The 20,562-nt window shown below is 60.7% G+C and carries 18 protein-coding genes; 14 read left to right on the plus strand and 4 right to left on the minus strand.

The features are described from left to right. The first annotated feature begins 94 nt into the window (after window positions 1-94). From AC0L25_RS17260 to AC0L25_RS17290, 7 genes are all read left to right on the plus strand, one after another. A complete protein-coding gene (locus tag AC0L25_RS17260) occupies window positions 95-781 on the plus strand; it encodes a TetR/AcrR family transcriptional regulator (protein ID WP_473596614.1) in 687 nt (228 codons plus the stop codon). Between the two features lie 85 nt (window positions 782-866). Continuing rightward, window positions 867-2,759 (plus strand): bifunctional sugar phosphate isomerase/epimerase/4-hydroxyphenylpyruvate dioxygenase family protein, encoded by a 1,893-nt coding sequence (locus AC0L25_RS17265; protein WP_473596615.1) that lies wholly within the window; start codon window positions 867-869, stop codon window positions 2,757-2,759. 5 nt (window positions 2,760-2,764) lie between these two features. Continuing rightward, the gene (gene pcaD, locus AC0L25_RS17270) at window positions 2,765-3,565 is read left to right on the plus strand and encodes a 3-oxoadipate enol-lactonase (protein ID WP_473596662.1); all 801 of its coding nucleotides are present in this window, start codon (window positions 2,765-2,767) and stop codon (window positions 3,563-3,565) included. Further along, complete coding sequence (pcaC, locus tag AC0L25_RS17275; protein ID WP_473596616.1) at window positions 3,562-3,966, plus strand: 4-carboxymuconolactone decarboxylase; 405 nt, start codon at window positions 3,562-3,564, stop codon at window positions 3,964-3,966. Before pcaD ends, pcaC begins: the two co-directional genes overlap by 4 nt. Beyond that, complete coding sequence (gene pcaH, locus AC0L25_RS17280; protein ID WP_473596617.1) at window positions 3,963-4,721, plus strand: protocatechuate 3,4-dioxygenase subunit beta; 759 nt, start codon at window positions 3,963-3,965, stop codon at window positions 4,719-4,721. The genes pcaC and pcaH overlap by 4 nt, the downstream gene beginning before the upstream one ends. Continuing rightward, on the plus strand, window positions 4,721-5,335 hold the full coding sequence (pcaG, locus tag AC0L25_RS17285; RefSeq protein WP_473596618.1) for a protocatechuate 3,4-dioxygenase subunit alpha: 615 nt from the start codon (window positions 4,721-4,723) through the stop codon (window positions 5,333-5,335). The genes pcaH and pcaG overlap by 1 nt, the downstream gene beginning before the upstream one ends. Beyond that, window positions 5,332-6,405, plus strand: a complete 1,074-nt coding sequence (locus tag AC0L25_RS17290) for a 3-carboxy-cis,cis-muconate cycloisomerase (RefSeq protein WP_473596619.1) — start codon at window positions 5,332-5,334, stop codon at window positions 6,403-6,405. The genes pcaG and AC0L25_RS17290 overlap by 4 nt, the downstream gene beginning before the upstream one ends. Window positions 6,406-6,753: 348 nt before the next feature. On the opposite strand, the gene AC0L25_RS17295 is transcribed toward AC0L25_RS17290, so the two are convergent. After that, on the minus strand, window positions 6,754-6,909 hold the full coding sequence (locus AC0L25_RS17295; RefSeq protein WP_084833633.1) for a YjiS-like domain-containing protein: 156 nt from the start codon (window positions 6,907-6,909) through the stop codon (window positions 6,754-6,756). On the opposite strand from AC0L25_RS17295, the gene AC0L25_RS17300 reads away from it, so the two are divergent. From AC0L25_RS17300 to AC0L25_RS17330, 7 genes are all read left to right on the plus strand, one after another. Further along, window positions 6,908-8,014, plus strand: a complete 1,107-nt coding sequence (locus AC0L25_RS17300; protein ID WP_473596620.1) for a LysR family transcriptional regulator — start codon at window positions 6,908-6,910, stop codon at window positions 8,012-8,014. The genes AC0L25_RS17295 and AC0L25_RS17300 overlap by 2 nt on opposite strands. Window positions 8,015-8,274: 260 nt before the next feature. Next, on the plus strand, window positions 8,275-8,526 hold the full coding sequence (locus AC0L25_RS17305; protein WP_473596621.1) for a DUF6074 family protein: 252 nt from the start codon (window positions 8,275-8,277) through the stop codon (window positions 8,524-8,526). A 707-nt stretch (window positions 8,527-9,233) separates the two neighbouring features. Then, window positions 9,234-10,445 (plus strand): efflux RND transporter periplasmic adaptor subunit, encoded by a 1,212-nt coding sequence (locus AC0L25_RS17310; protein WP_473596622.1) that lies wholly within the window; start codon window positions 9,234-9,236, stop codon window positions 10,443-10,445. Then, on the plus strand, window positions 10,442-13,624 hold the full coding sequence (locus AC0L25_RS17315) for an efflux RND transporter permease subunit (RefSeq protein ID WP_473596623.1): 3,183 nt from the start codon (window positions 10,442-10,444) through the stop codon (window positions 13,622-13,624). Before AC0L25_RS17310 ends, AC0L25_RS17315 begins: the two co-directional genes overlap by 4 nt. A gap of 1,060 nt (window positions 13,625-14,684) precedes the next feature. Continuing rightward, complete coding sequence (locus AC0L25_RS17320) at window positions 14,685-14,930, plus strand: hypothetical protein (protein ID WP_473581212.1); 246 nt, start codon at window positions 14,685-14,687, stop codon at window positions 14,928-14,930. Between the two features lie 39 nt (window positions 14,931-14,969). Beyond that, window positions 14,970-15,128, plus strand: coding sequence for a hypothetical protein (locus AC0L25_RS17325; RefSeq protein WP_473596624.1), 159 nt, complete (start codon window positions 14,970-14,972; stop codon window positions 15,126-15,128). 204 nt (window positions 15,129-15,332) lie between these two features. Further along, window positions 15,333-15,479: a hypothetical protein gene (locus tag AC0L25_RS17330; protein WP_473596625.1), complete on the plus strand. Its 147-nt coding sequence runs from the start codon at window positions 15,333-15,335 to the stop codon at window positions 15,477-15,479. Between the two features lie 159 nt (window positions 15,480-15,638). Here the strand turns inward: AC0L25_RS17330 and AC0L25_RS17335 are convergent, their stop codons facing one another. The 3 genes from AC0L25_RS17335 to AC0L25_RS17345 form a co-directional block, all read right to left on the minus strand. Next, the gene (locus AC0L25_RS17335) at window positions 15,639-18,155 is read right to left on the minus strand and encodes a S8 family peptidase (RefSeq protein WP_473596626.1); all 2,517 of its coding nucleotides are present in this window, start codon (window positions 18,153-18,155) and stop codon (window positions 15,639-15,641) included. Between the two features lie 2 nt (window positions 18,156-18,157). Then, window positions 18,158-19,351: an AAA family ATPase gene (locus AC0L25_RS17340; RefSeq protein ID WP_473596627.1), complete on the minus strand. Its 1,194-nt coding sequence runs from the start codon at window positions 19,349-19,351 to the stop codon at window positions 18,158-18,160. Between the two features lie 527 nt (window positions 19,352-19,878). Continuing rightward, window positions 19,879-20,484 carry a competence protein CoiA family protein gene (locus AC0L25_RS17345; RefSeq protein ID WP_473596628.1) on the minus strand — a complete coding sequence of 202 codons (606 nt, stop codon included), beginning with the start codon at window positions 20,482-20,484 and terminating at the stop codon, window positions 19,879-19,881. Between the last annotated feature and the right edge of the window lie 78 nt (window positions 20,485-20,562).

Below are 20,562 nucleotides of genomic sequence, written 5' to 3' on the forward strand. Positions count from 1 at the left end.
CGCCGGTAAATGAGTCCGTCGCGATTTGCGAATGATGTACTAACTGGTTAGTTTAGTCAAATGCCGGCTGCGCCGGGGCGGGAACTCAAACTGCATGGCCGTTATCAAGAAAGAACGAAAGCCGAAGCCGGACGCGAGCACGGCGCGTATCCAGGACCCTGAGGGTACGCGCCGCAACATCCTCGAGATCGCCTCCAAGGAGTTTGCCCTGAACGGCTTGTCGGGCGCGCGCATAGACGAGATTGCAGCGCGCACACGGTTCAGCAAGCGCATGATCTACTACTATTTCGGCGACAAGGAAGGTCTCTACCTGCGCGCGCTCGAGAACGCGTATCGCCAGGTGCGCGAGGGCGAGGCCCAACTTGATATCGAAGGCCTGCCCCCCGTGGCGGCACTGGCACGCCTGGTGGAGTTCACGTTCGACCACCATCACCGACACGAGGAATTCATCCGCATGGTGATGATCGAGAACATCCATCACGGCCAATACCTCGAACAATCGGATGCGATCCGCGAACTGAACGTGACTGCGATCGACCATATCTCTCGCATCTATTCACGCGGTGTCGAAGAGGGGGTCTTCCGGCCGGGACTCGACGCGGTCGAACTGCATTGGCAGGTAAGCGCGCTGTGCTTCTTCAACGTTTCCAATCGCACCACCTTTTCGATGATTTTCGGACGCGACTTCGGCGCGCCGGCACAACTCGAGCGGCTCAAGCGCAACAGCGTAGAAATGCTGTTGCGTTTTGTCGCCAAGGACGAAGCTCCCGCAGAACGCTGAGAACGCCGAAACTTGCGGTGCTGCCAGCGTTGCCTTAGTTATGTACGAACTGGTTCGTTCACTACAAACCGGGGAGGAGGCGCGTTTGAAGACTTCGATCGCGACGGTGTCGATCGCCGGTGACCTGGCGGAGAAATTCGCGGCAATTTCCGCCGCGGGCTTCGACGGCGTTGAAATCTTCGAGAACGATTTCCTCGCCTTTGACGGCTCACCGCGCGACGTCGGCCGAATGGCTGGTGACACAGGTCTGACCATAACGCTCTTCCAGCCGTTCAGGGATTTTGAGGGTTTGCCGGAGCCCCAGCGCAACCGCGCCTTTGATCGTGCCGAGCGCAAGTTCGACGTCATGCAGGAACTCGGCACCGACCTGATGCTGGTATGCTCGTCGGTGTCACCGGTCTCGCTTGGCGGGATCGACCGGGCGGCCACGGATTTTCACGAGCTTGGCGAGCGCGCTGCCAAGCGCGGTCTGCGCGTCGGCTACGAGGCATTGGCCTGGGGGCGTCACGTCAACGATCATCGCGATGCGTGGGAAATCGTGCGCAGGACTGACCATCCGAACGTCGGGCTGGTTCTCGATTCCTTCCACACTCTGGCCCGCAGGATTGAACTCGGCTCCATCCGTTCGATACCCGCTGACAAGATCTTCATCGTCCAACTCGCGGACGCGCCGCTTATCGAAATGGACTTGCTCTATTGGAGCCGGCACTTCCGCAACATGCCAGGCGAAGGCGATCTGCCGGTGCGACAGTTCATGCAGGCGGTCGCGGCAACCGGTTATGACGGCTATCTGTCGCTCGAGATTTTCAACGACCAGTTCCGTGGCGGGTCGGCAAAGGCGATCTCCGTCGACGGACGGCGTTCGCTCGTATGGCTGATGGATCAGGTGCGGCGTGAAGAACCGGCACTTGACATGGCTATCCCGCCAATGCCCGACCGCATCGGGGTTGGAGGGGTCGAGTTCATCGAGTTCGCGGCCGATCGCCAGGACGCTGGACAGCTTGGATCGCTGTTGCGCATGCTCGGCTTTGTCGAGGCCGGTCGGCACGTCTCGAAGGACGTCACGCTCTACCGCCAGGGCGAGATCAATATTGTCATCAATACCGAGCGGCAGGGCTTTGCCCATTCTTCCTTTGTTGTCCATGGCACGTCGGCATACGCGATGGGCCTGAAGGTCGAGGACGCCGCCGCCACGGTCGCGCGCGCCGAGGCGCTGGGCGCGGAGATCTTTCACCAGCGGGTCGGGCCCGGCGAGTTGTCGATCCCGGCGATCCGCGGCGTCGGCGGCGGACTGATCTACTTCCTCGATGCCAAGACCGACCTGGCAAAGGTCTGGGATATAGAGTTCACGCCGGTCATGCCGGCAAGTTCCGGCAGTGGCGTCGGCCTCACCCGTATCGATCATGTCGGCCAGACCATGGTACAGGAGGAGATGCCGAGTTGGCTGCTGTTCTATGTCTCGATCTTCAGGACGACCAAAACCCCCATGGTTGACATCGTCGATCCGGCCGGCCTCGTGCGTAGTCAGGTCATCGAAGGTCTGGACAAGCGCTTCCGCCTGACGCTGAACGGCGCCGAGAGTCACCGCACGCTGGCTGGCCATTTCATCGCCGAAACCTTCGGTTCCGGCGTCCAGCATCTGGCACTCGCGACGGATGACATCTTTGCGACGGCGGCGAAGCTGCAGGCCAACGGCTTTGAACCGCTTCAGATATCGATGAACTACTACGACGACGTAGAAGCGCGCTTCGGTTTGGATCCGGAGGTCGCCGATCGGTTACGCTCAGCCAATATCCTTTATGACCGCGACGACAACGGCGAATTTTTCCAGCTCTATGCGCCGACATTCGGAGAGGGATTCATTATCGAGTTTGTTGAACGGCGCGGCGCTTATGCAGGATATGGTGCGCCGAACGCACCATTCCGCATCGCCGCGCAAAAACGGCTGATGCGGCCCAAAGGAATGCCAAAGCTATGACGGGTATGAACTTTGCTCGCATTAATGGCGCGACGATCCACTACCGGCATCGTCCCACAGCCGGCAGGCCGACGGTCGTCTTCGCGAACTCGCTCGGCACGGATATGCGCATCTGGAACGAGGTCGAGCGAAGGCTCGCCGACGACTGTACATCAGTTGCATTTGACAAGCGCGGACACGGCCTGAGCGAACTGGGTGACGCGCCGCAAACAATCGAGACCCATGCGACGGACCTTGCAGGGCTGCTCGACCATCTCGGCGTAAGGCGTGCGGTGATCTGCGGGCTTTCGATCGGCGGCGTCATTGCGCAATGCCTTTACAAGACGCGGTCGGATTTGATCGAGGGGTTGATCCTTTGCGATACGGCAGCGAAAATCGGTACGGCCGAGATGTGGAACGGGCGCATCAACGCGGCCCTGTCGGAGGGCATCGCGAGCTTTGCCGACGACGTGATGCGAAAATGGTTCACGCCGGATTTCCACAAGAATCGCGGCGAGGAACTGGCAGGGTATAAAACGATGCTGACGCGCCAGGATCCGGCCGGCTACGCCGCTGCCTGCGCTTCTATGCGCGATGCCGATTTCACCGCGACGACCGCCGCGATCAAAGTGCCGACACTGTGCATTGTCGGCGATCAGGACGGATCGACGCCACCTGAACTGGTGGAATCGCTGGCGCGCTCGATCCCCGCCGCACGGTTCGAGGTCATCGCCGGTGCGGGCCACATCCCCTGCGTCGAGCAGCCGGAAAAGCTCGCCGGGCTGATCCGTGGCTTCCTGAACGACATGGCAAGAGAGCGCAAATGAGCAAGCCCCGACACAGCGACCGGTACGTCGAAGGCATGGCGACGCGCCGTTCGGTGCTGGGTGACGCCCATGTCGACCGCGCAGAGGCGGCCAAGACCGAATTCGACATTCCTTTCCAGGAACTGATCACGGAGGCTGCATGGAGCCACGTCTGGTCGCGGCCTGATATCACCAGGCGCGAGCGTTCTATGATCACCATCGCGCTGCTCGCCGCGTTGAAGCAGGACGAAGAGGTTGCGATGCATATCCGCGCCAGCGTCAATACCGGGGCGACGCGCGACGACATACGCGAGGCGCTGCTGCATGTGGCAATCTATGCCGGGGTACCGGCGGCAAATCATGCGATGAAGATCGCCAGGAAGACGTTCGACGAAATGGACGCTCAAGCCGGCAAATCATGACCAACTCGCGCTTTCCCGCCAACCGCACGCCGGAAATCGGCGCCTTCTTTCAGCGTGACCGCAACTGGCATCCGCCGGCCTTCACGCCAGCCTACAAGACTTCCGTGCTGCGCTCGCCGCAACGGCCGCTTCTTTCCCTCGACAACACCCTGTCGGAACTTACGGGGCCGGTCTTCGGCCACAATATTCTCGGTGAACTGGACAATGACCTGATACACAATTTTGCCGGGCCGGGCGAAAGCGCGATCGGGCCGCGCATCCTCGTCTATGGCCATGTGCTAGACGAGCGCGGCATCGGCGTCGCCGGTGCGTTGCTGGAGATATGGCAGGCCAACGCCGGCGGACGCTATCGACACAAGAAGGAGACTTATCTCGCGCCGCTCGATCCGAACTTCGGCGGCTGCGGCCGCGCCATCACCGGCGAGGATGGCTCCTATTGTTTCCGCACGATCCAGCCGGGGCCATATCCCTGGCCCAACGGACCCAACGACTGGCGACCAGCTCACATCCATTTCTCGATCTTCGGGCACGGCTTCGCGCAGCGCCTGATCACCCAGATGTATTTCGAGGGTGACCCGATGATCTGGAGGTGCCCGATCGTGCGGACCATCAACGACCGCCGCGCTATTGAAGGCCTCATCGCCGCGCTCGACATGCAGGCAACGATACCGATGGATGCGCGGGCATACAAATTCGACATTGTGCTGCGCGGCCGCCGCTCGACGCTGTTCGAAAACCGCATCGAGGGCAACTGATGGTCCAGGCTCTCGGCCGGCTGAAGGAAAGCGCCTCGCAAACCGCGGGACCCTACGTCCACATCGGGCTGACGCCCAACTTTGCCGGTATCTCGGGCGTCTATGATTGCGACCTTGGCGCCGCGATGGTCAACGACAAGACCAGGGGCGAACGCATCAGGGTCAACATCCGGGTGATCGACGGCGCCGGCTCGCCACTGAAAGACGCGCTTGTCGAGATCTGGCAGGCGGACGCCGCCGGCATCTACAATTCGCCCGCGGATCTGCGCGGCTCCGCCGACCCGAATTTTACCGGCTGGGGCCGGCTGCCCACCGGCATGACGACGGGCGAATGCCTGTTCGAAACCATCAAACCCGGTCGCGTGCCGTTTTTTGACGGCCGCATGATGGCGCCGCATTTGACGGTCTGGATCGTCGCGCGTGGGATCAACATTGGCCTTCACACCCGCATGTATTTCGGCGACGAGGAAACCGCCAACGCCGAGGATCCCGTCCTGATGCGCATTGAGCAGAAAGAGCGCGTGTCCACGCTGGTCGCGCCGCGCGATGGCGACATCTATAGATTCGACATTCACCTCCAGGGCATCAACGAGACGGTCTTCTTCGACATATGATCGCAGCATTCGACAATCCCCTCCTGTCCGGGCCCCTCCTGTCCGGGCTTCTCGGCGATGAGAAGATGACGACGCTGCTTGGCGTCGAGGCCGAAATTGCGGCGATGCTGCAATTCGAGAAAGCGCTCGCCGACGCAGAAGCTGCACTCGGCATCGTCCCGGCGGCTGCAGCAGGCGCAATCGGCCGCGTCCTCGACAACTTCCGGCCGGAAATCCAGGCCCTGAGGGACGCAACGGCGCGCGACGGCGTCATGGTGCCGGAGCTCGTGCGGCAGATCAGGCATGCTGTCGGAGAGCCGCATGCGGAGCATGTGCATTTCGGTGCGACCAGCCAGGACGTGATCGACACGGCCATGATCCTGAGAATTCGCGCCTGTATCGACCTGTTGGAAGAACGGCTTTCGGCTCTGGTGGTCGCCTTCGCCGATCTCGGCCATCGGTTTGGCGATCGCCCGCTGATGGCCCGAACCCGAATGCAGGCAGCGATTCCGATTTCCGTAGCCGGCCGCGTCGCAAGCTGGCGCGAACCGCTGGTGCGCCACCACGAGCGGCTTCAATCGGTGCGAGGATCGATTCTCGTCATCCAGTTTGGCGGCGCCGTCGGGACACTCGAGAAGTTCGCAGACAAGGGCGCCGCCATCCGTGCCGCGCTGGCCCGGCGCTTGAGCCTCGGCGACGCGCCGCAATGGCACAGCCAGCGCGACCGCATCGCTGAGCTGGCCAACTGGCTGTCGCTTGTGACGGGCGGCCTCGGCAAGTTCGGGCAGGACATTGCGCTGATGGCGCAGGCAGGCGACGAGCTGCAACGGGCGGGCGGCGGTTCGTCGTCGGCCATGGCGCACAAGCGCAATCCCATCGACGCAGAGATGCTGGTGACGCTTGCCCGCTACAACGCAGTCCAAGTGTCGGGAATGCATCATGCGCTGATCCATGAGCAAGAGCGCTCTGGTGCAGCCTGGACGCTGGAATGGTTGATCCTGCCGCAGATGCTCATGGCGGCTGGAGCATCGACCTGTGTCGCGGACAGGCTGGTCCGAACCATAGCGGCAATCGGAGGCAGGATCGACTGATCCCACACGCGGCTCACGCCGTGGATCTGCGATTCCGTCTGCGCTACCACTTGGTCAGTAAGATCAAGCGGTCACGTAAGCTGCCATCAGCCACACACTTGCGCTATAAGCTATTGACCTTGATAGGTTTTGGTGGGCCCCGGAGGTGTGCCGGGAACGTTGATTTCATTGGGCTTCTCGTGGCAGCGCGACGTCCATACAATTGCGCCGCAGGCGCTGCCTCGCCATAGATGGTCGCGGTGTCACGCCAGCGCGCGGCGCCACCCGCCGCCCAGATGCCGATCCCGATGCGCGGTACCGAGCGGCCATCCCAAAGCTCCATCATCTGCATACCCCGCCTCCATTATCTCAACGACGCAGGCTGGCGTGGCGGGCATGCTCGCGGATCTCTTCGCGAGAAATGCCGGCATCCGCCAGTGTGCTGTCTGGGGCCTGCCTCAAGCTCGCAAGCGTCTGACGATAGGCAAGCCAGCGCGCGAAACGGTGTCGAAGTTTATCGAACATGATCGTCTCCTTTGGCACGCAGAAAGCCCGCGCGCTTGGGTTGGTCGAAAGCGCAAAGCATCTGCGCGAAGTGCATGCGCGATCGAAAGGATTGCGCTGGCTCGTTGGCCAGCCGAGGCGCTTGTCACTGTCGCTCCAGGCAGGATTGTCCAACGCCTGCAACGCCGGCATACTTGCGCGTGATGCCCGCTTCGCGCTACAGCCACGGCCGCAAGGAGTTTTTCATTTCTGCAAAATGGATATCGACTGGGACGATCTGAGGTTGTTTCTCGACGTCGCGCGGCTGGGTGGCTTGAGCGCAGCGACGGGAACCACGCGCCTCAGCGCAGCCACCCTTGGACGACGCGTCACTGCGCTCGAAAAGCAGATCGGCGAACCGCTGTTCGTGCGTCAGCAGACAGGCTACCGGCTGACCCCTGTCGGTGAAGAACTGCTGCGGCGCGCCGAAGACGTCGAGGCAGCAATGCAGTCGCTGACCCGCTGGCGCGAGGGAAACCTGCCGGACCGCATTGTCCGCGTCTCGGCCGGGCCATGGACCTCAGCCTTCGTTTCCGCCCATATCGGCGAGATCTGGACGGTCGACGACGGCATAAGGGTGGAACTCGTCACCACCACCGACCGCGTCGACATCGGCCGCCGTGCCGCCGACATCGGCATCCGCAGCGAGCGCCCGACCGAGCAGTGGCTGGCCGGCCGTCAGAGCGGCAAGGTCGCCTACGCCATGTATTCAGGACGCCAGCTGATCAACGGCATCGCCGCCGGGTTGTTCGTCGGCGTCACCGGCGAAGGGGCAAACATTGCCTCGGCGCGCTGGCTGCGAGCCCATCACCGCGACCGCATCGCCGTGCGCGGCAACAACACCCATTCGGTGCGCGAACTGGTGGCCGCCGGCGCCGGCCTTTCGATCTTTCCGTGCTTCGTTGGTGACAGCGATCCGCGGCTGGTTCGCGTCGCTCAGCCTATTCCCGAACTCGAAACCGACCAATGGATTGTCACCCATCACGAGGAACGTCACTCCCCGCCGGTACGAAAAGTCGCCGACCGGATTACCGCCTTGATGCGGGCGCACCAGCCGCTGTTTCGCGGCGAGACGCCGATCCGGTAAGCCTCAGGCGTCGGTGGCTTGATCGGCTGTACCGTATCATTTCCTGCGTGATCGCCCGCGGCTGGATCATCGCCGATGGAGTTCTTTGACAGGGACTCGAACTCGCCCATGCCGCTGCGTCCAGTCGCTATTCGCGGCACCGTCCATCGAGCCCAGCGGACGCGTTGTTCCATTGCTGACCACCGTCAGAAAGAGCGCTGTTAACCAAATTTTCTAACCCGCCAATGCTTATTCGCGCGACTGAAGGGGTGAGATGATCGATGTGCGATTCAAACATAAGCGCATTTCCGCTGCATCGGCGGCGGAAATTGGTCGAAGGGATCGCCCGGGTCCTGGAGTCCAAAAACGGGGAGGACGCGAACGCCTTCTGGCGCAACACCGCCAAGGCAATTCTCGTTCAACTGTCCGAATCAGGAATTGCACCCGGGCTGGCCAAACAGGAAGTTGGAACGCTTCTTCATGCTGTCTTGGATGATATAGCCACCCGCAGTGCGGCGAAACTAGCACAATAGCATCGGCTGGCTCACGACGATGGATTGCCGCGTTCGTCGAAATCATGCCTCACCGTTGCAGACACCAGCATCAAGGGCTCGGATGAGCCCTGACGCCCCTTACTGCGAAATGGGGAGGGAAATCCTGCGCATGGGCGCGATCACGCCCGGTCTATGTAGCTGCCCCCCACCATGCGCGCGCTTATGACACGAAGAAGTCGTCCACTGTGAGAAATGTGCTCGGGTCCAGAGCGGCAAGCTTGACTGTCGCCGCTCCTCCTGCCCCGTCCACATCGAACAGCAGATCGCCGGTCTGCTTGTCGTATGCGGGTGGTGCAAGCGTTTTCGGAGTGTAGCAAATGTCCAATCTGCCGATTTCATCGAAGCCTATATCGCCGCCTATAACCGCAGAATGAGAAGCAGGTCGGACCTCTATGCGAGAGCGGCCCTGTTCCTCCCGACAGAACCGCCGCACGTCGGGATGCGCAATGGCTTGTCAGATCCGCTTCAGCTCGAGCGCATGGCAATGCCTACGCAGCGGATAAACGCGAGATGTGCGTTCGCGCTCCCCAGTTAGCCGCTTCCTTGTCAAGTTTGATGGTGTTCGATGTTCGTTCAATAACAAGCTGTCGGTTGTGGTGGTCAGTTCAAAAAGATTGATTTGTGCGGTACACCCGCTGCCTAGATGTTACGGACTTCGCATGAAGGGCCGCTTACGAGGGGTAACCATGGTTCACACTGCACGCCTCCGCCACGATTCTTTGGCCGCCCCCTCCAGCAGAAACGTCCCTGCAAAATGGCTCGTCGCCGCGACCTGCGCGACGATCGGCTTGCTCGCGGCCCTGGCCGCACAGGCGCAGGAAGCGCCTCCCGCGCCCGTCGTCACGGTAGCCAAGCCACTGGTGCGCGATATCGTCGAGGACGATGAGTTCGTCGGCCGTTTCGAAGCCGTCGACCAGGTTTCGCTGCGCTCCCGCGTCGGCGGCTATCTCGATCAGGTCCATTTCCAGGACGGTACGCTGGTCAAGCAGGGCGACCTCCTGTTCACCATCGACCAGCGGCCGTTCAAGGCGGCGCTGAACCAGGCGCAGGCGCAGGTCGACTCGGCCAAGACCCTGGTCGAATTCAGCAAGATGCAGTTCGAGCGCGCCGAGACCCTGTCGCGCGAAGGCAACATACCGGTTTCGACACTGGACGACCGCCGCCGCGAGTATCTCGCCGCCCAAGCGCAACTGGACGGCGCGGAGGCGGCCCTTGAAAACGCAAGTCTCGATCTCGAATTCACCGAGATCAAGGCGCCGTTTTCCGGCCGGGTCGACCGCCGGCTCATCTCGCCGGGCAATCTGGTGCAGGCCGACCAGACCGTGCTGACCACCATCGTCTCGATCGACCCGATCAACTTCTATTTCGACATCGATGAGCGGACCTACTTCTCTTATGCGCGCGACGCCCGCGAGCGCGGCGGCGTCATGCAGGAGGGCGCCGGCGGCGTCGATGTTGTCGTCCGTGTCGCCGACCGTGATGAAGCGACGTTCAAGGGCAAACTCGACTTCGCCGAGAACCGCCTGGACCAAGCTACCGGCACGATGCGGGCCAGGGCGCGCTTCGACAACAAGGACGGCGTGCTGCAGCCGGGCATGTTCGGCCGCATCAACGTGCCCGGCTCGCTGCCGCATCCGGGCGTGCTTCTGCCTGACGAGGCGATCGGCGCCGACCAGAACCGCCGCATCGTCTTCGTTGTCGACGAGGCAGGCCTGATCTCGACCAAGCCGGTCCGCACCGGCCCGCGCATCGACGGCTATCGCGTTATCCGTGCGGGCCTCACCGGCGAAGAGACCGTGGTAATCAACGGGCTGGTGCGAGTGCGGCCGGGCGTCACCGTCAAGCCCGAGATGACGACGTTGCCGCCCGAGGTTGAAGCCGAAGGGCAGACGCAATGAACTTCGCCCATTTCTTCGTCAACCGCCCGATCTTCGCGGCGGTGCTGTCGATCGTGCTCGTGATCGTCGGCGGCATCGCCTATACGCAGCTCCCGGTCGCGCAATATCCCGAAATCGCGCCACCGACCATCGTGGTGCGCGCCTCCTATCCGGGCGCCGACGCCGAGACGGTCGCCGCAACCGTGGCGACGCCGATCGAACAGGAAATCAACGGCGTCGAGCACATGCTCTACATGTCGTCCTATTCCTCCGGCGACGGCTCGATGTCGCTCACCATCAGCTTCCGCCCCGGCACCGATCTCGACGCGGCCCAGGTGCTGGTCCAGAACCGCGTCTCGATCGCTGAAGCGCGCCTGCCGGAAGAGGTGCGCCGGCTCGGCATCACCACGGCGAAAAGTTCGCCCGACCTGATGATGGTCATCCATATGCTGTCGCCCGACGACACATATGATCAGCTCTACGTCTCGAATTATGCGCGTTCGCGCGTGCGCGACGTCCTGCTGAGACTGGACGGCGTCGGCGACGTGCAGATCTTCGGCGAGCGCGAATATTCGCTGCGCGTCTGGCTCGACCCGGAAAAGCTGTCCGCCTACGGCATGACCGCAGGCGACGTAGTCCAGGCGCTGCGCGACCAGAACGTCCAGGTGTCGGGCGGCTCGATCGGCGCGCCGCCGGTTGGCGATGGCTCGGCCTTCCAGTATACGGTCACCACGCAAGGGCGCTTCGAAGACGCGCGCGACTTCCGCTACGTCATCGTCAAGTCGGCCGAGGACGGCCGCTTGATCTCCCTGCAGGACGTGGCGCGCATAGAGCTCGGCGCCAGGGACTACGTCACCAATTCCTATCTCAACAACAAGGCGGCGGTGGCGCTCGGCATCTTCCAGCGGCCGGGCACCAATGCCTTGGCCTCGGCGGAAGAAATCCAGAAGACCATCGCGGAGCTTTCGCAGGATTTCCCGCAGGGGCTGGCTTACGAGATCATCTACAACCCGACCGAGTTCATCGCCGAATCGATCAACGAGGTCTATGTCACCATCGCCGAGGCGATCCTGCTGGTGGTGATCGTCATAATCGTGTTCCTGCAGTCATGGCGCATGGCGATCGTGCCGATCGTGGCGATACCGGTCTCGCTGATCGGCACGCTTGCCGTGCTGCTAGCCTTCGGCTTCTCGCTCAACATGCTCACTCTGTTCGGGCTGGTGCTGGCGGTCGGCATCGTTGTCGACGACGCCATTGTGGTTGTGGAAAATATCGAGCGGAACATCCGGCTGGGGCTCGCTCCGCGCGCCGCTGCGCACAAGACCATGGATGAAGTGGGAAACGCGGTCCTCGCGATCTCGGTGGTGCTGATCTCCGTCTTCGTTCCGGCGGCTTTCATTCCCGGGATTCCCGGCCAGTTCTACCTGCAGTTCGCCATCACCATCGCGGTCTCCACCGCGATCTCCGCATTCAACTCGCTGACGCTTTCGCCGGCTCTCGCTGGCGTGCTTTTCAAGCCGCACAGCGAGGAACATTCGAACTTCTTCCTGGCTAGGTTCGGCCGCGCTCTGGCAAACGGGTTCAACAACGGGTTCGACAGGATGGCGGACGGCTATGCGTGGCTGGTGCACAGACTGGTCGGCACGACTCTGGCGCTTGCCGCCATGCTGCTCGTCTTTGCAGGCCTGCTCTACGCGACCTATCACATGCTGCAGACGGTGCCGCGCGGCTTCATCCCGAACATGGACCAGGGTTATGCGATCGTCGTCGTGCAATTGCCGGAGGGCTCTTCGCTCGCCCGAACGGACGCAGTCATCCAGAAGGCGTCGGATATCATCCGCGAGACGTCGGGTGTCGCCAACGCCGTCGCCTTCGCAGGATTCAACGGCGCGACATTCACCAACGCCAGCAATTCCGGCGTGATCTTCGCGCCATTCAAGAGCTTCGAGGAACGGCTCGAGAGCGGCGATACTTCCGACAAGATCATCGGCACGCTGTTTGGCAGCCTGCAAAGCATCCAGGAGGCCTTCATCATCGCGCTGCCGCCGCCGCCAGTACGGGGCATCGGCAACTCCGGCGGCTTCAAGATGATGCTCCAGGAGCGCAACAGCGCCGACATGCGGCCGATCCTGGCGCTGGCCAACGAAATCGCCGGCAAGGCCAACCAGACGCCCGGGTTGACGGGCGTCTTCACCACCTTCTCGGCCTCCAGCCCGCAATTCTTCCTGGCGATCGACCGCGACAAGGCGCGCATGCTGAACGTGCCCATCCCCAACATCTTCGAGACGCTGTCGATCAATCTGGGCACCGCCTACGTCAACGATTTCAATGCCTTCGGTCGCGTCTACCAGGTGCGGGCGCAAGCCGACCAGGCTTTCCGCATCGATCGCGACGACATATTGAAGCTGAAGGTGCGCTCGGCGGCCGGCGACCTGGTGCCGCTCGGCACACTGATCGAGATCCGCGACGTCACCGGTCCCTCGCTCGTGCAACGCTACAACATGTACGTCTCCGTGCCGCTTCAGGGCAATGCAGCGCCGGGTGTCGCCACGGGCACGGCGCTCGACCTGATGGAGGGGATCGCAGCCGAATCGCTGCCGCAGGGCACTTCCTTCGAATGGACTGAACTCGCCTTCCAGGAGCGGCAGACCGGCAACACGGCGGTCTTCATCTTCGGCCTGTCGGTTCTGTTCGTCTTTTTGGCGCTCGCCGCGCTATACGAAAGCTGGATTACCCCCTTCGCCATCGTGCTTATCGTCCCGCTCAGCGTGCTGGCCGCCCTCCTGGGCGTCGCCTTCCGCGGTCTCGACAACAACATCCTCGTGCAGATCGGGCTGATCGTGCTCATCGGCCTGGCGGCGAAGAACGCGATCCTGATCGTCGAGTTCGCGCGCCAAGGTGAGGAGCGCGGCCTTGACGCCGTCGAGGCGGCTGTCGAGGCCTGCCGGCTGCGGCTGCGGCCGATCCTGATGACGGCATTCGCCTTCATCCTGGGCGTGGTGCCGCTAGTGATCGCCAGCGGGCCTGGCGCGGAAATGCGCCAATCGCTCGGCACGGCCGTGTTCTCCGGCATGCTGGGCGTGACGTTGTTCGGCCTCTTCCTGACGCCGGTCTTCTACGTTGCTCTGCGCAGGACATTCCGGCGCAGGCGGCCTGAAGCCGGCCCGACCCTGGCTTCCGAGAGCGGCGCAGCCGAGTAGACGCCGAGCCGATGAGGCGCCGGTTTCAGGCTGAAGCCGGACCGGCGGGTTCCTGGATCTCGCGGAGGGATGGATCGGCGATCCATCCCTCGAGCGGATCGAGATGTTCCGGCGCGCCGTATCGCTCGCTTCGCATCGTCCACGCCCAAGCCGTCTGGATTGCGCAGAAAAGCGCATCGAGCCGATCGCCGCTGGGGTCGTCGGCCGACCGACGAACAGGAGCAAAAATAGAGGATAGAAACAGGCACAAGATCGCTTCTCCTGCCCTTCGATCAGGCGACAACATTCGATCTGAATACGGCGGGTATAGCGGAGCTCAAGTGGCCCACTTAGATAGAGGTCGGCCATAAATTATTGATATGGAGCGACAATGGTGGGCCCGGAGGATGTATCAAGAACTTTGATTTCATTGTCTTTTTCGCGGGCAAAAATCAGAAATCTTCCCGTATCGCCCCGTATGGTTCCGCGCTTAAGCAAAGGACGCTGCACAAGATGGACTTCCATGCAGGTCCTAGGATGTGGGCTTTGCGTGGTATGATTTCGCGTAGCGATCAGCCGCCGCTGCCCATTCCGTTCCGGTTTGCAGGCACTCCGGATAGGCGCGATAGGCGACAATTGAACAGGTAGCGCTGGTCACAGGGCACAAGGATTGGAAGATGTTACGGCGCTATACGCACCTCAGACCCAAATGCTTCACACTATCCAAGCGGCGAAGGCTCCATAGTTGACGCGAGTGGTGGTATCAGTCCGCAATCTCGGGCCTTGAACGCCTCCGATCGACGGTCGCGGCCATGATCGCGCTGCTTTGAAACAGAGCCTCGATCGCTTCCATCGGTAAAAGGACCTGCGGTTTTGGAGACCGAATAGCCTTCTTACATCTAATTGTTAACAAGGAAAGCCGGCCATTTCAGCCGAATTTTTGGGCTCTTCTCATTCATTTTCTGCACCGTGGATGATGAGGAACTCGAAACATCCTAAGGTTCGGATGTAGGCGGTGCCTGCTCAGAAGGCCATCATCTGTATGATGGGCTTTGTCACATGCAGAATTGGAGTTGGGGACATGAGTGCGAACGATAGCCGTTTCGACGGAAAGAAGATCTACAAGGCCGGTAGCGCTAGCTCGGCCATCTATGACATTCGCGGCAGCCGCATCCATAAGGCGGGCAGCGCGAGCATGGCCGAGTACGAAATCCGCGGAAATTCAATCCACAAGGCGAATAGCGCCTCCATGGCTCAGTTCGATATCCGGGGCACCAAAATTCACAAGGCAGGGAGCGCAAGCATGGCCGTCTATGAAATACGCTAAGGGGCGCCGCCCCTCGAGTTCTATCAGCTCCTGAGCGACATGCGCGACCAGACCCGCCTGAGCGTCGTCGCCGGAATGTTTCACGAGTGGGATAAACAGCTGCGGGACTGGCTGGTGCGGGAAATTTTTCACTGGCATCGAGGCGAGACGGCAGTTGCAAAGGTCTGGTCAGCGGATTTCGGCAAGATTGCAGACTAGCTGGAGAGTTTCGGCTGGAAGATCCGAGGCACGGACTACTTCAAGACGCTCGATGCGTGCCGGTTGGTGGTCAACGTCTACAAGCACGGCGTCGGAAAATCTCTCGATGACCTGAAGCAGAACTACCCTGAATATCTCGACAATCCGCTTAGCGGCTCGGGATCGCCATGGGCAGAGAAAATGCTGGATCACACGAACCTCTAGGTGAGTGATGACCAGTTTCAGGCGTTCTCGGACGCGATTGTCGCGTTCTGGCAAGATGTTCCCGAAAGTGTCATCGGGTCGCAGATAGCGAAGGTTCCTGATTGGTTTGAAAAAGCGATTGTGAGCGATCGGACCATCCAAAAATAGGCCGTCGGGCATGTAGCGGCCTAAGCACTTGCGTAGTCCGCCTCGCGCAAAACGATGGTTCCGACCTTTGGATAGAGTTCCGCTTTCCACTCCAAGGTCAGCTTTCAGAAAGCTGGCAGGCGCGCCCTATTCGGTCTTTTTAGCGTGTCGTGCACTTGCCTAGACCCGAGTCGTCACACGCGCTGCTGTCCGGATGTCGGAAATCTGGAAGGGGCTTGCAGCCAATTGCTGGCGCATGACATTAAACACCGGCTCCTCGCCAGCCATGTCTTCAATGGTGAGAATAGCCGTAAACGGAATGCCCTCCTGTGGCACGGCAGAGTTGTCGGTCCGGGATAGGTAACTCACAAGAAGTCTCCAGGTGGATGACGATCCCCGGCCCTGCGGCATCTGATCCCCGTAGACTTTCACCGGGCTCCACTTCAGGCCGTGCTCAATACGCTCCGCCTCGACTGGATGCTCAACGGACGAATCCGGAAGATAAAGCGGCTTCAGCTGCCCTTTCCAGCTGTGCTTTCCGTCCTTGACGGTTTCCTGCTGCAGTGCCGCTTCGACGTTGACGCGAACGAACTCCGCACCGAAGCGTTGATCGAGGGGCGGACTGGAAACGAGGGTTAGACGCACTTTACCCCGGCATCTGCCGCTTTGCACCAAGCAAGCCGGCCATGCGAATTCGAATTTCAACTGTTTTCCCGGCATTAGACGTGCCGCGAAGACCAGGGTGATCTGACTGTCGTCACCTTCCAAAATCTCGCCGACAGAGGGAGGCGTTCCGTGGCCAATAAGCTGACGCCCGATTGCGCTGAGCTCCTTTGCGCCCATGCCTGATGGCGTTCTGGCATGGTGTGTGAGCAAGGCCACTAGAGTTTCCCTAGAAACGTTACCCTCGATCTGCGCGTCCAAGAGGGCGGCCTGCTTTGCCAAAAGCGGCGCGGCGAAACTGGTGCCGCAGCTTTCGGTGACAACCCCGTTGGGATCGACCGAGTAGTGACCATGGGCCTTTGATGGCAGTCCATGCCCGCAGCCGCCTACGTGGGCAAAGTCCGGCTTCACAAGGCACTGAATCCCTGGCCCGCGTCGGGAATAGTTGGCGGGAACATGCCCTATCGCACCGTCGAGGTAGGTGGGATTCAATGCCCCTACAGAGATATTCCTCGCGCTCTCCGCGGGGATAAAGATGCCATCGTTTTGGCTCGTCGCCATCATCTGCAAGACAGAGGTAACATCCGCGCTCCATTCCTGGCGGGACGTGGAAAGGTTACCGGCCGAGATGCAGATCAGAACGTCGTGCGTGTCCGCTATCTGGTCGAGCCGCTCGGCGACCTTGCTATAATTATTTGAAGCCACGAGAGTTTGCACGTTCATGCTGAAGTTAAAGATGCGCACGTTATGGCGGGTGCGCGCCTCAATGATGGCGTATTCGACCTGTTCGAAAAACCCGTTGAGGTCACCGTGGTAAGCGGTGAACGCCGTGTCTGAAGAGGGTAGCACGGCAATATCGTATATCTCGGTGCCATCTGGATCGGCGCAGGTGTCTAAGCCGTTAAGGGTGGAGGCGGCAACCAAAAGGCCGCCGATAAAGGTGCCATGCGTGGGATCGATATCGCCATCCGCCAGTTGATCCCAGCGACCGATAAGCCAGTCACCCAAGGCCGCGTCACTAATACCACCGTCGATAACACCGACCCGAGGCCAGCTTCGCGCGGCGTCACGGGGAGGCATGACGAATCCGTTTGGCGAAGTGCGACTAGTTGTGGATGGGTTGGCGCTCGGCACCAAAATGCCTGGCAACTCGATGCGCTTTACCAAGGGATGGTTCTCAAGAAATTTGAGAACCTGCATGTGGCGCTCCATCCTGTCGTCGAAAGGCGCGAGAGCGGAGAATTTTGCGCCAGGGCCAGGGCCCTCTCCAGTAATCTGGACACGCGGAGGTAGCGATGAACGTTCCAGCCGAACGGACACACGTGCCATGCTATGCGATGACTTGTCCGCCAGACGGCTTACCGTCAGACCGCTGCCGAATCCCTGCAACCCTTTCAAGAAAGATACATACAGGCGTTGCCGCACGCGATCCGCATCCCAGTCCCCTTGAGGTGGCGGAGAGTCAAATAGTTCAACCTCATATTGGCCGCCTGTCTTGCTGTTCGAGAGCCAGACCACTGCCTTCTCGATGTCGAAACGGCGGCGGTCAGCGGCACCGTAGAGTTCAATCTGTTCGATCGCGCCCGTTTCACTGCGGCGAGCGGTCGGATGTGCCTCAAGTTTGTTAGTGACCTTGTTCTTTTCCCATTTCACACGGTCCTCTGCCTGCCGCACTTGGGCTGCGGCCTGATCCAACGACCGAGGGGTTACCTCAAGAATCAGCTCGCCGAGGTCCAAACCCCCGACCAATGGCGTCCTGTCTCCCGGGAACAATGCGGACAAAGGACGATGACTCTTCGCCCAGGCCCGCCGGCGCAGGATCACCTTGATATGTCCCACTTCGCCGAAAGAAACGGCGCTGCGCCGGATCTCTTCCGCCACTCCCTCCAAGTGCCCAGCTATCTTGTCGCGGTGGGCTAGAAACGCGTTCTCATTGTCCTGGAAAAAGTCCGTCCGATTACCCCGGCCGGGAGGTACGTCTCGGTCTTCCGAGAAGTTGTTGGCATTGAGAACAATCTGCACTGGGGTTGCCATGGCTAATCGCTCTTTTTCGCTTTGCGATCTTGTTTGATGATGCGGCTAATCGTGGACTTGTCCCGCCCCAGCAGTTCGCCCAACTCCGTCATGGAAAAGGGGGGGCTCTCGGCATCATGAAGCGCCGAGATCAGATTCGCCTGGTCGCCAAACAGAAGAGCGCGCCGCGCTTTGCTAAGCCGACCGCTGTTCATCGTGGCAAATTGCCGGAACACGTCGAAAACCTCTTCGGATGCATCGCCGCGGACCGCCCGGAGCTTCTTGTAACTTCGGACAAGCGTCTCTAGTTCGGCGCCGGTCGCCCCATCGGTAAACCATGCCAGCAGCTTGATGTGCGACTCCGGGACCTCGGCTGGCACCATGAAAGCACGCGCCATTTCAAGTCTCAGGGGCAGGTCCGGAACCGGGATTTCGAGTTGTATCTCGAAGCGCCTCCACACCGCCGAATCCAAGAGTTGTGGATGGTTTGTGATGCCGATGGTGAGACCCACATCATTGCGTGCATCCAGGTTCTGGAGCAGGGTATTCACAATACGTTTGATCTCGCCGACCTCTTGCGGGTCGTCCCGCAGCTTGGCCAAGGAGTCGAATTCATCCAGAAGCAGGATGCAGCGGTACCGCCCCGCGAACGAAAAAAGCGCACCGATATTGCGGGCGGATGTGCCCAGAAAGGACGACATGAGGCTATCGAGGCGCGCCACAACGATCGGCAAGTCGAGTTGCCTCGCGATCCAGTAGGCCAGCCGGGTCTTTCCGGTTCCCGGAGCACCGAAGATCAGGCATGATTTGGCGGGCGTGACATCGAGCGCTTCGAGCTCGCTCAAATGACTCCATTCGTCAAGCAAGCTCTTCACGGCAGCCCCGACGGGCGCGCTAAAAAACGGCGCGGTCGTGCTGACTTGTTGGGGGAAAATCACCTCCGCCAAAGCACTAGCCGTCTCTTTGTCCACGGGAAGCGGCGTATTGGTTGTCAGTGTTTCCCCTGCCAACACAGCCTTAGAGCGCACCAGCCTACTAGGTGCCATATCTCCGGCACGGTCCGCACTAGTAAGGATACCGTTTAAGGTGCCCGCCTGCTTTGCCTCCCCGGCTTCCCTTAGTGCGGCAGACAGCCGTTCGATCTGTTTGCGGACAGCAGGGTTCGGCGCAGCCATGGCAGCGCGGCAAAGCGCCTGCACAATCGGAAAGTGGTCCATGGTTGAAGCCTTTACGTTGGAACGATCTGACATAAGTTGCACTATGCCACCATAACGATGAGTGTGCAAGCGCCGCAGTTGCGAAATTTGGCAACTTGTTGCACTGGTTTGATGTATCGTTGCGCCATTTCTCGCAGGAGTGTGGGATTATGTCAACGACCTGGATGGATCCTACCCGTGTGAGCAAAGGTCGAGCTGCCAATGCTGAGTGCCCCAATCTGGCACCGGACCAGCACGTGGAGGACATTTTCAAGGATTCTAAGGCTGCCGCCGAACGGTCGTCGAAGGCCTAGACGCAATCCAAAACAAGCTCAATGGCGCTCATGGCAGGGGCTGCAAGCCCTTTCCGTCCGACGGCAGGCATGCCGCCGTTGACCTGGCTGGCGCTATGTCAATCTTCGTGCTTCAGACCTGGGACAAGCATCAATCAACCGATATTTGAGGCGTTTTCCAATGCCAGTCTGGCAGTTGCCAGCTAGGGTATCCGTGCAGCATGCCGGCGATGGCTTCCGTCAGCGCCATCCGCTTTATGTGCCGGCCTCTGCCGAACCTGATCGGTGCAAAACATCTGGGTAAGTGTCTTTTCCCGCAAGTTCGATTGCAAATGGCACTAACTCCTCGCAATCGCATAAGACCTCGCCGGTCTCACGGCGGTACTGGCTGTTTCTGTAGATGAGGGCGTTTGTCAGACGCAAGGCTACTGGCCTCTCGGACATGATCCAACAACACCTGACACCTGAGTGCAGATAGCGCTGCGTCCTGGTTATGAAATCGTCCAAATGCTGGCTTGAGAGTTGAATCTCGATTGCAACCCGCGTCCCATCAGCCAGAAACACCAGCACGTCCGCTATCCAGTCGGCGCCTGCTCCGTCTGTCCCCCAGGCCTCAAGTTCCGCCCGAAAGCCCATAGCCCGCGCAGCCTTAACCACATCAATCTTCAGGCCAGTGTGTGCGTAGCTCTCCGGGCCGGGAAGCTGACCTGTAAATCCAGGTGCGTGCGCGAAGAATCGTAAGCCCCGGATTGACGTTTTGGGCACGGCCGGCCAGGCCGTGCGCGGCATTAGCCATGTCCCGAGCTGCGCATTGCAAATACTCAGCCAAGCGGCATCGGAGGCCGAGGACGCTTCGGCCATGTCCCCTGTCGCCGCGTTGTACGCGATCTGCCCCAATTATCCGAACCCTCTCACATAATTATGTCGTTGAGAGTGTGT

The organism is Mesorhizobium sp. WSM4813 (assembly GCF_055811555.1).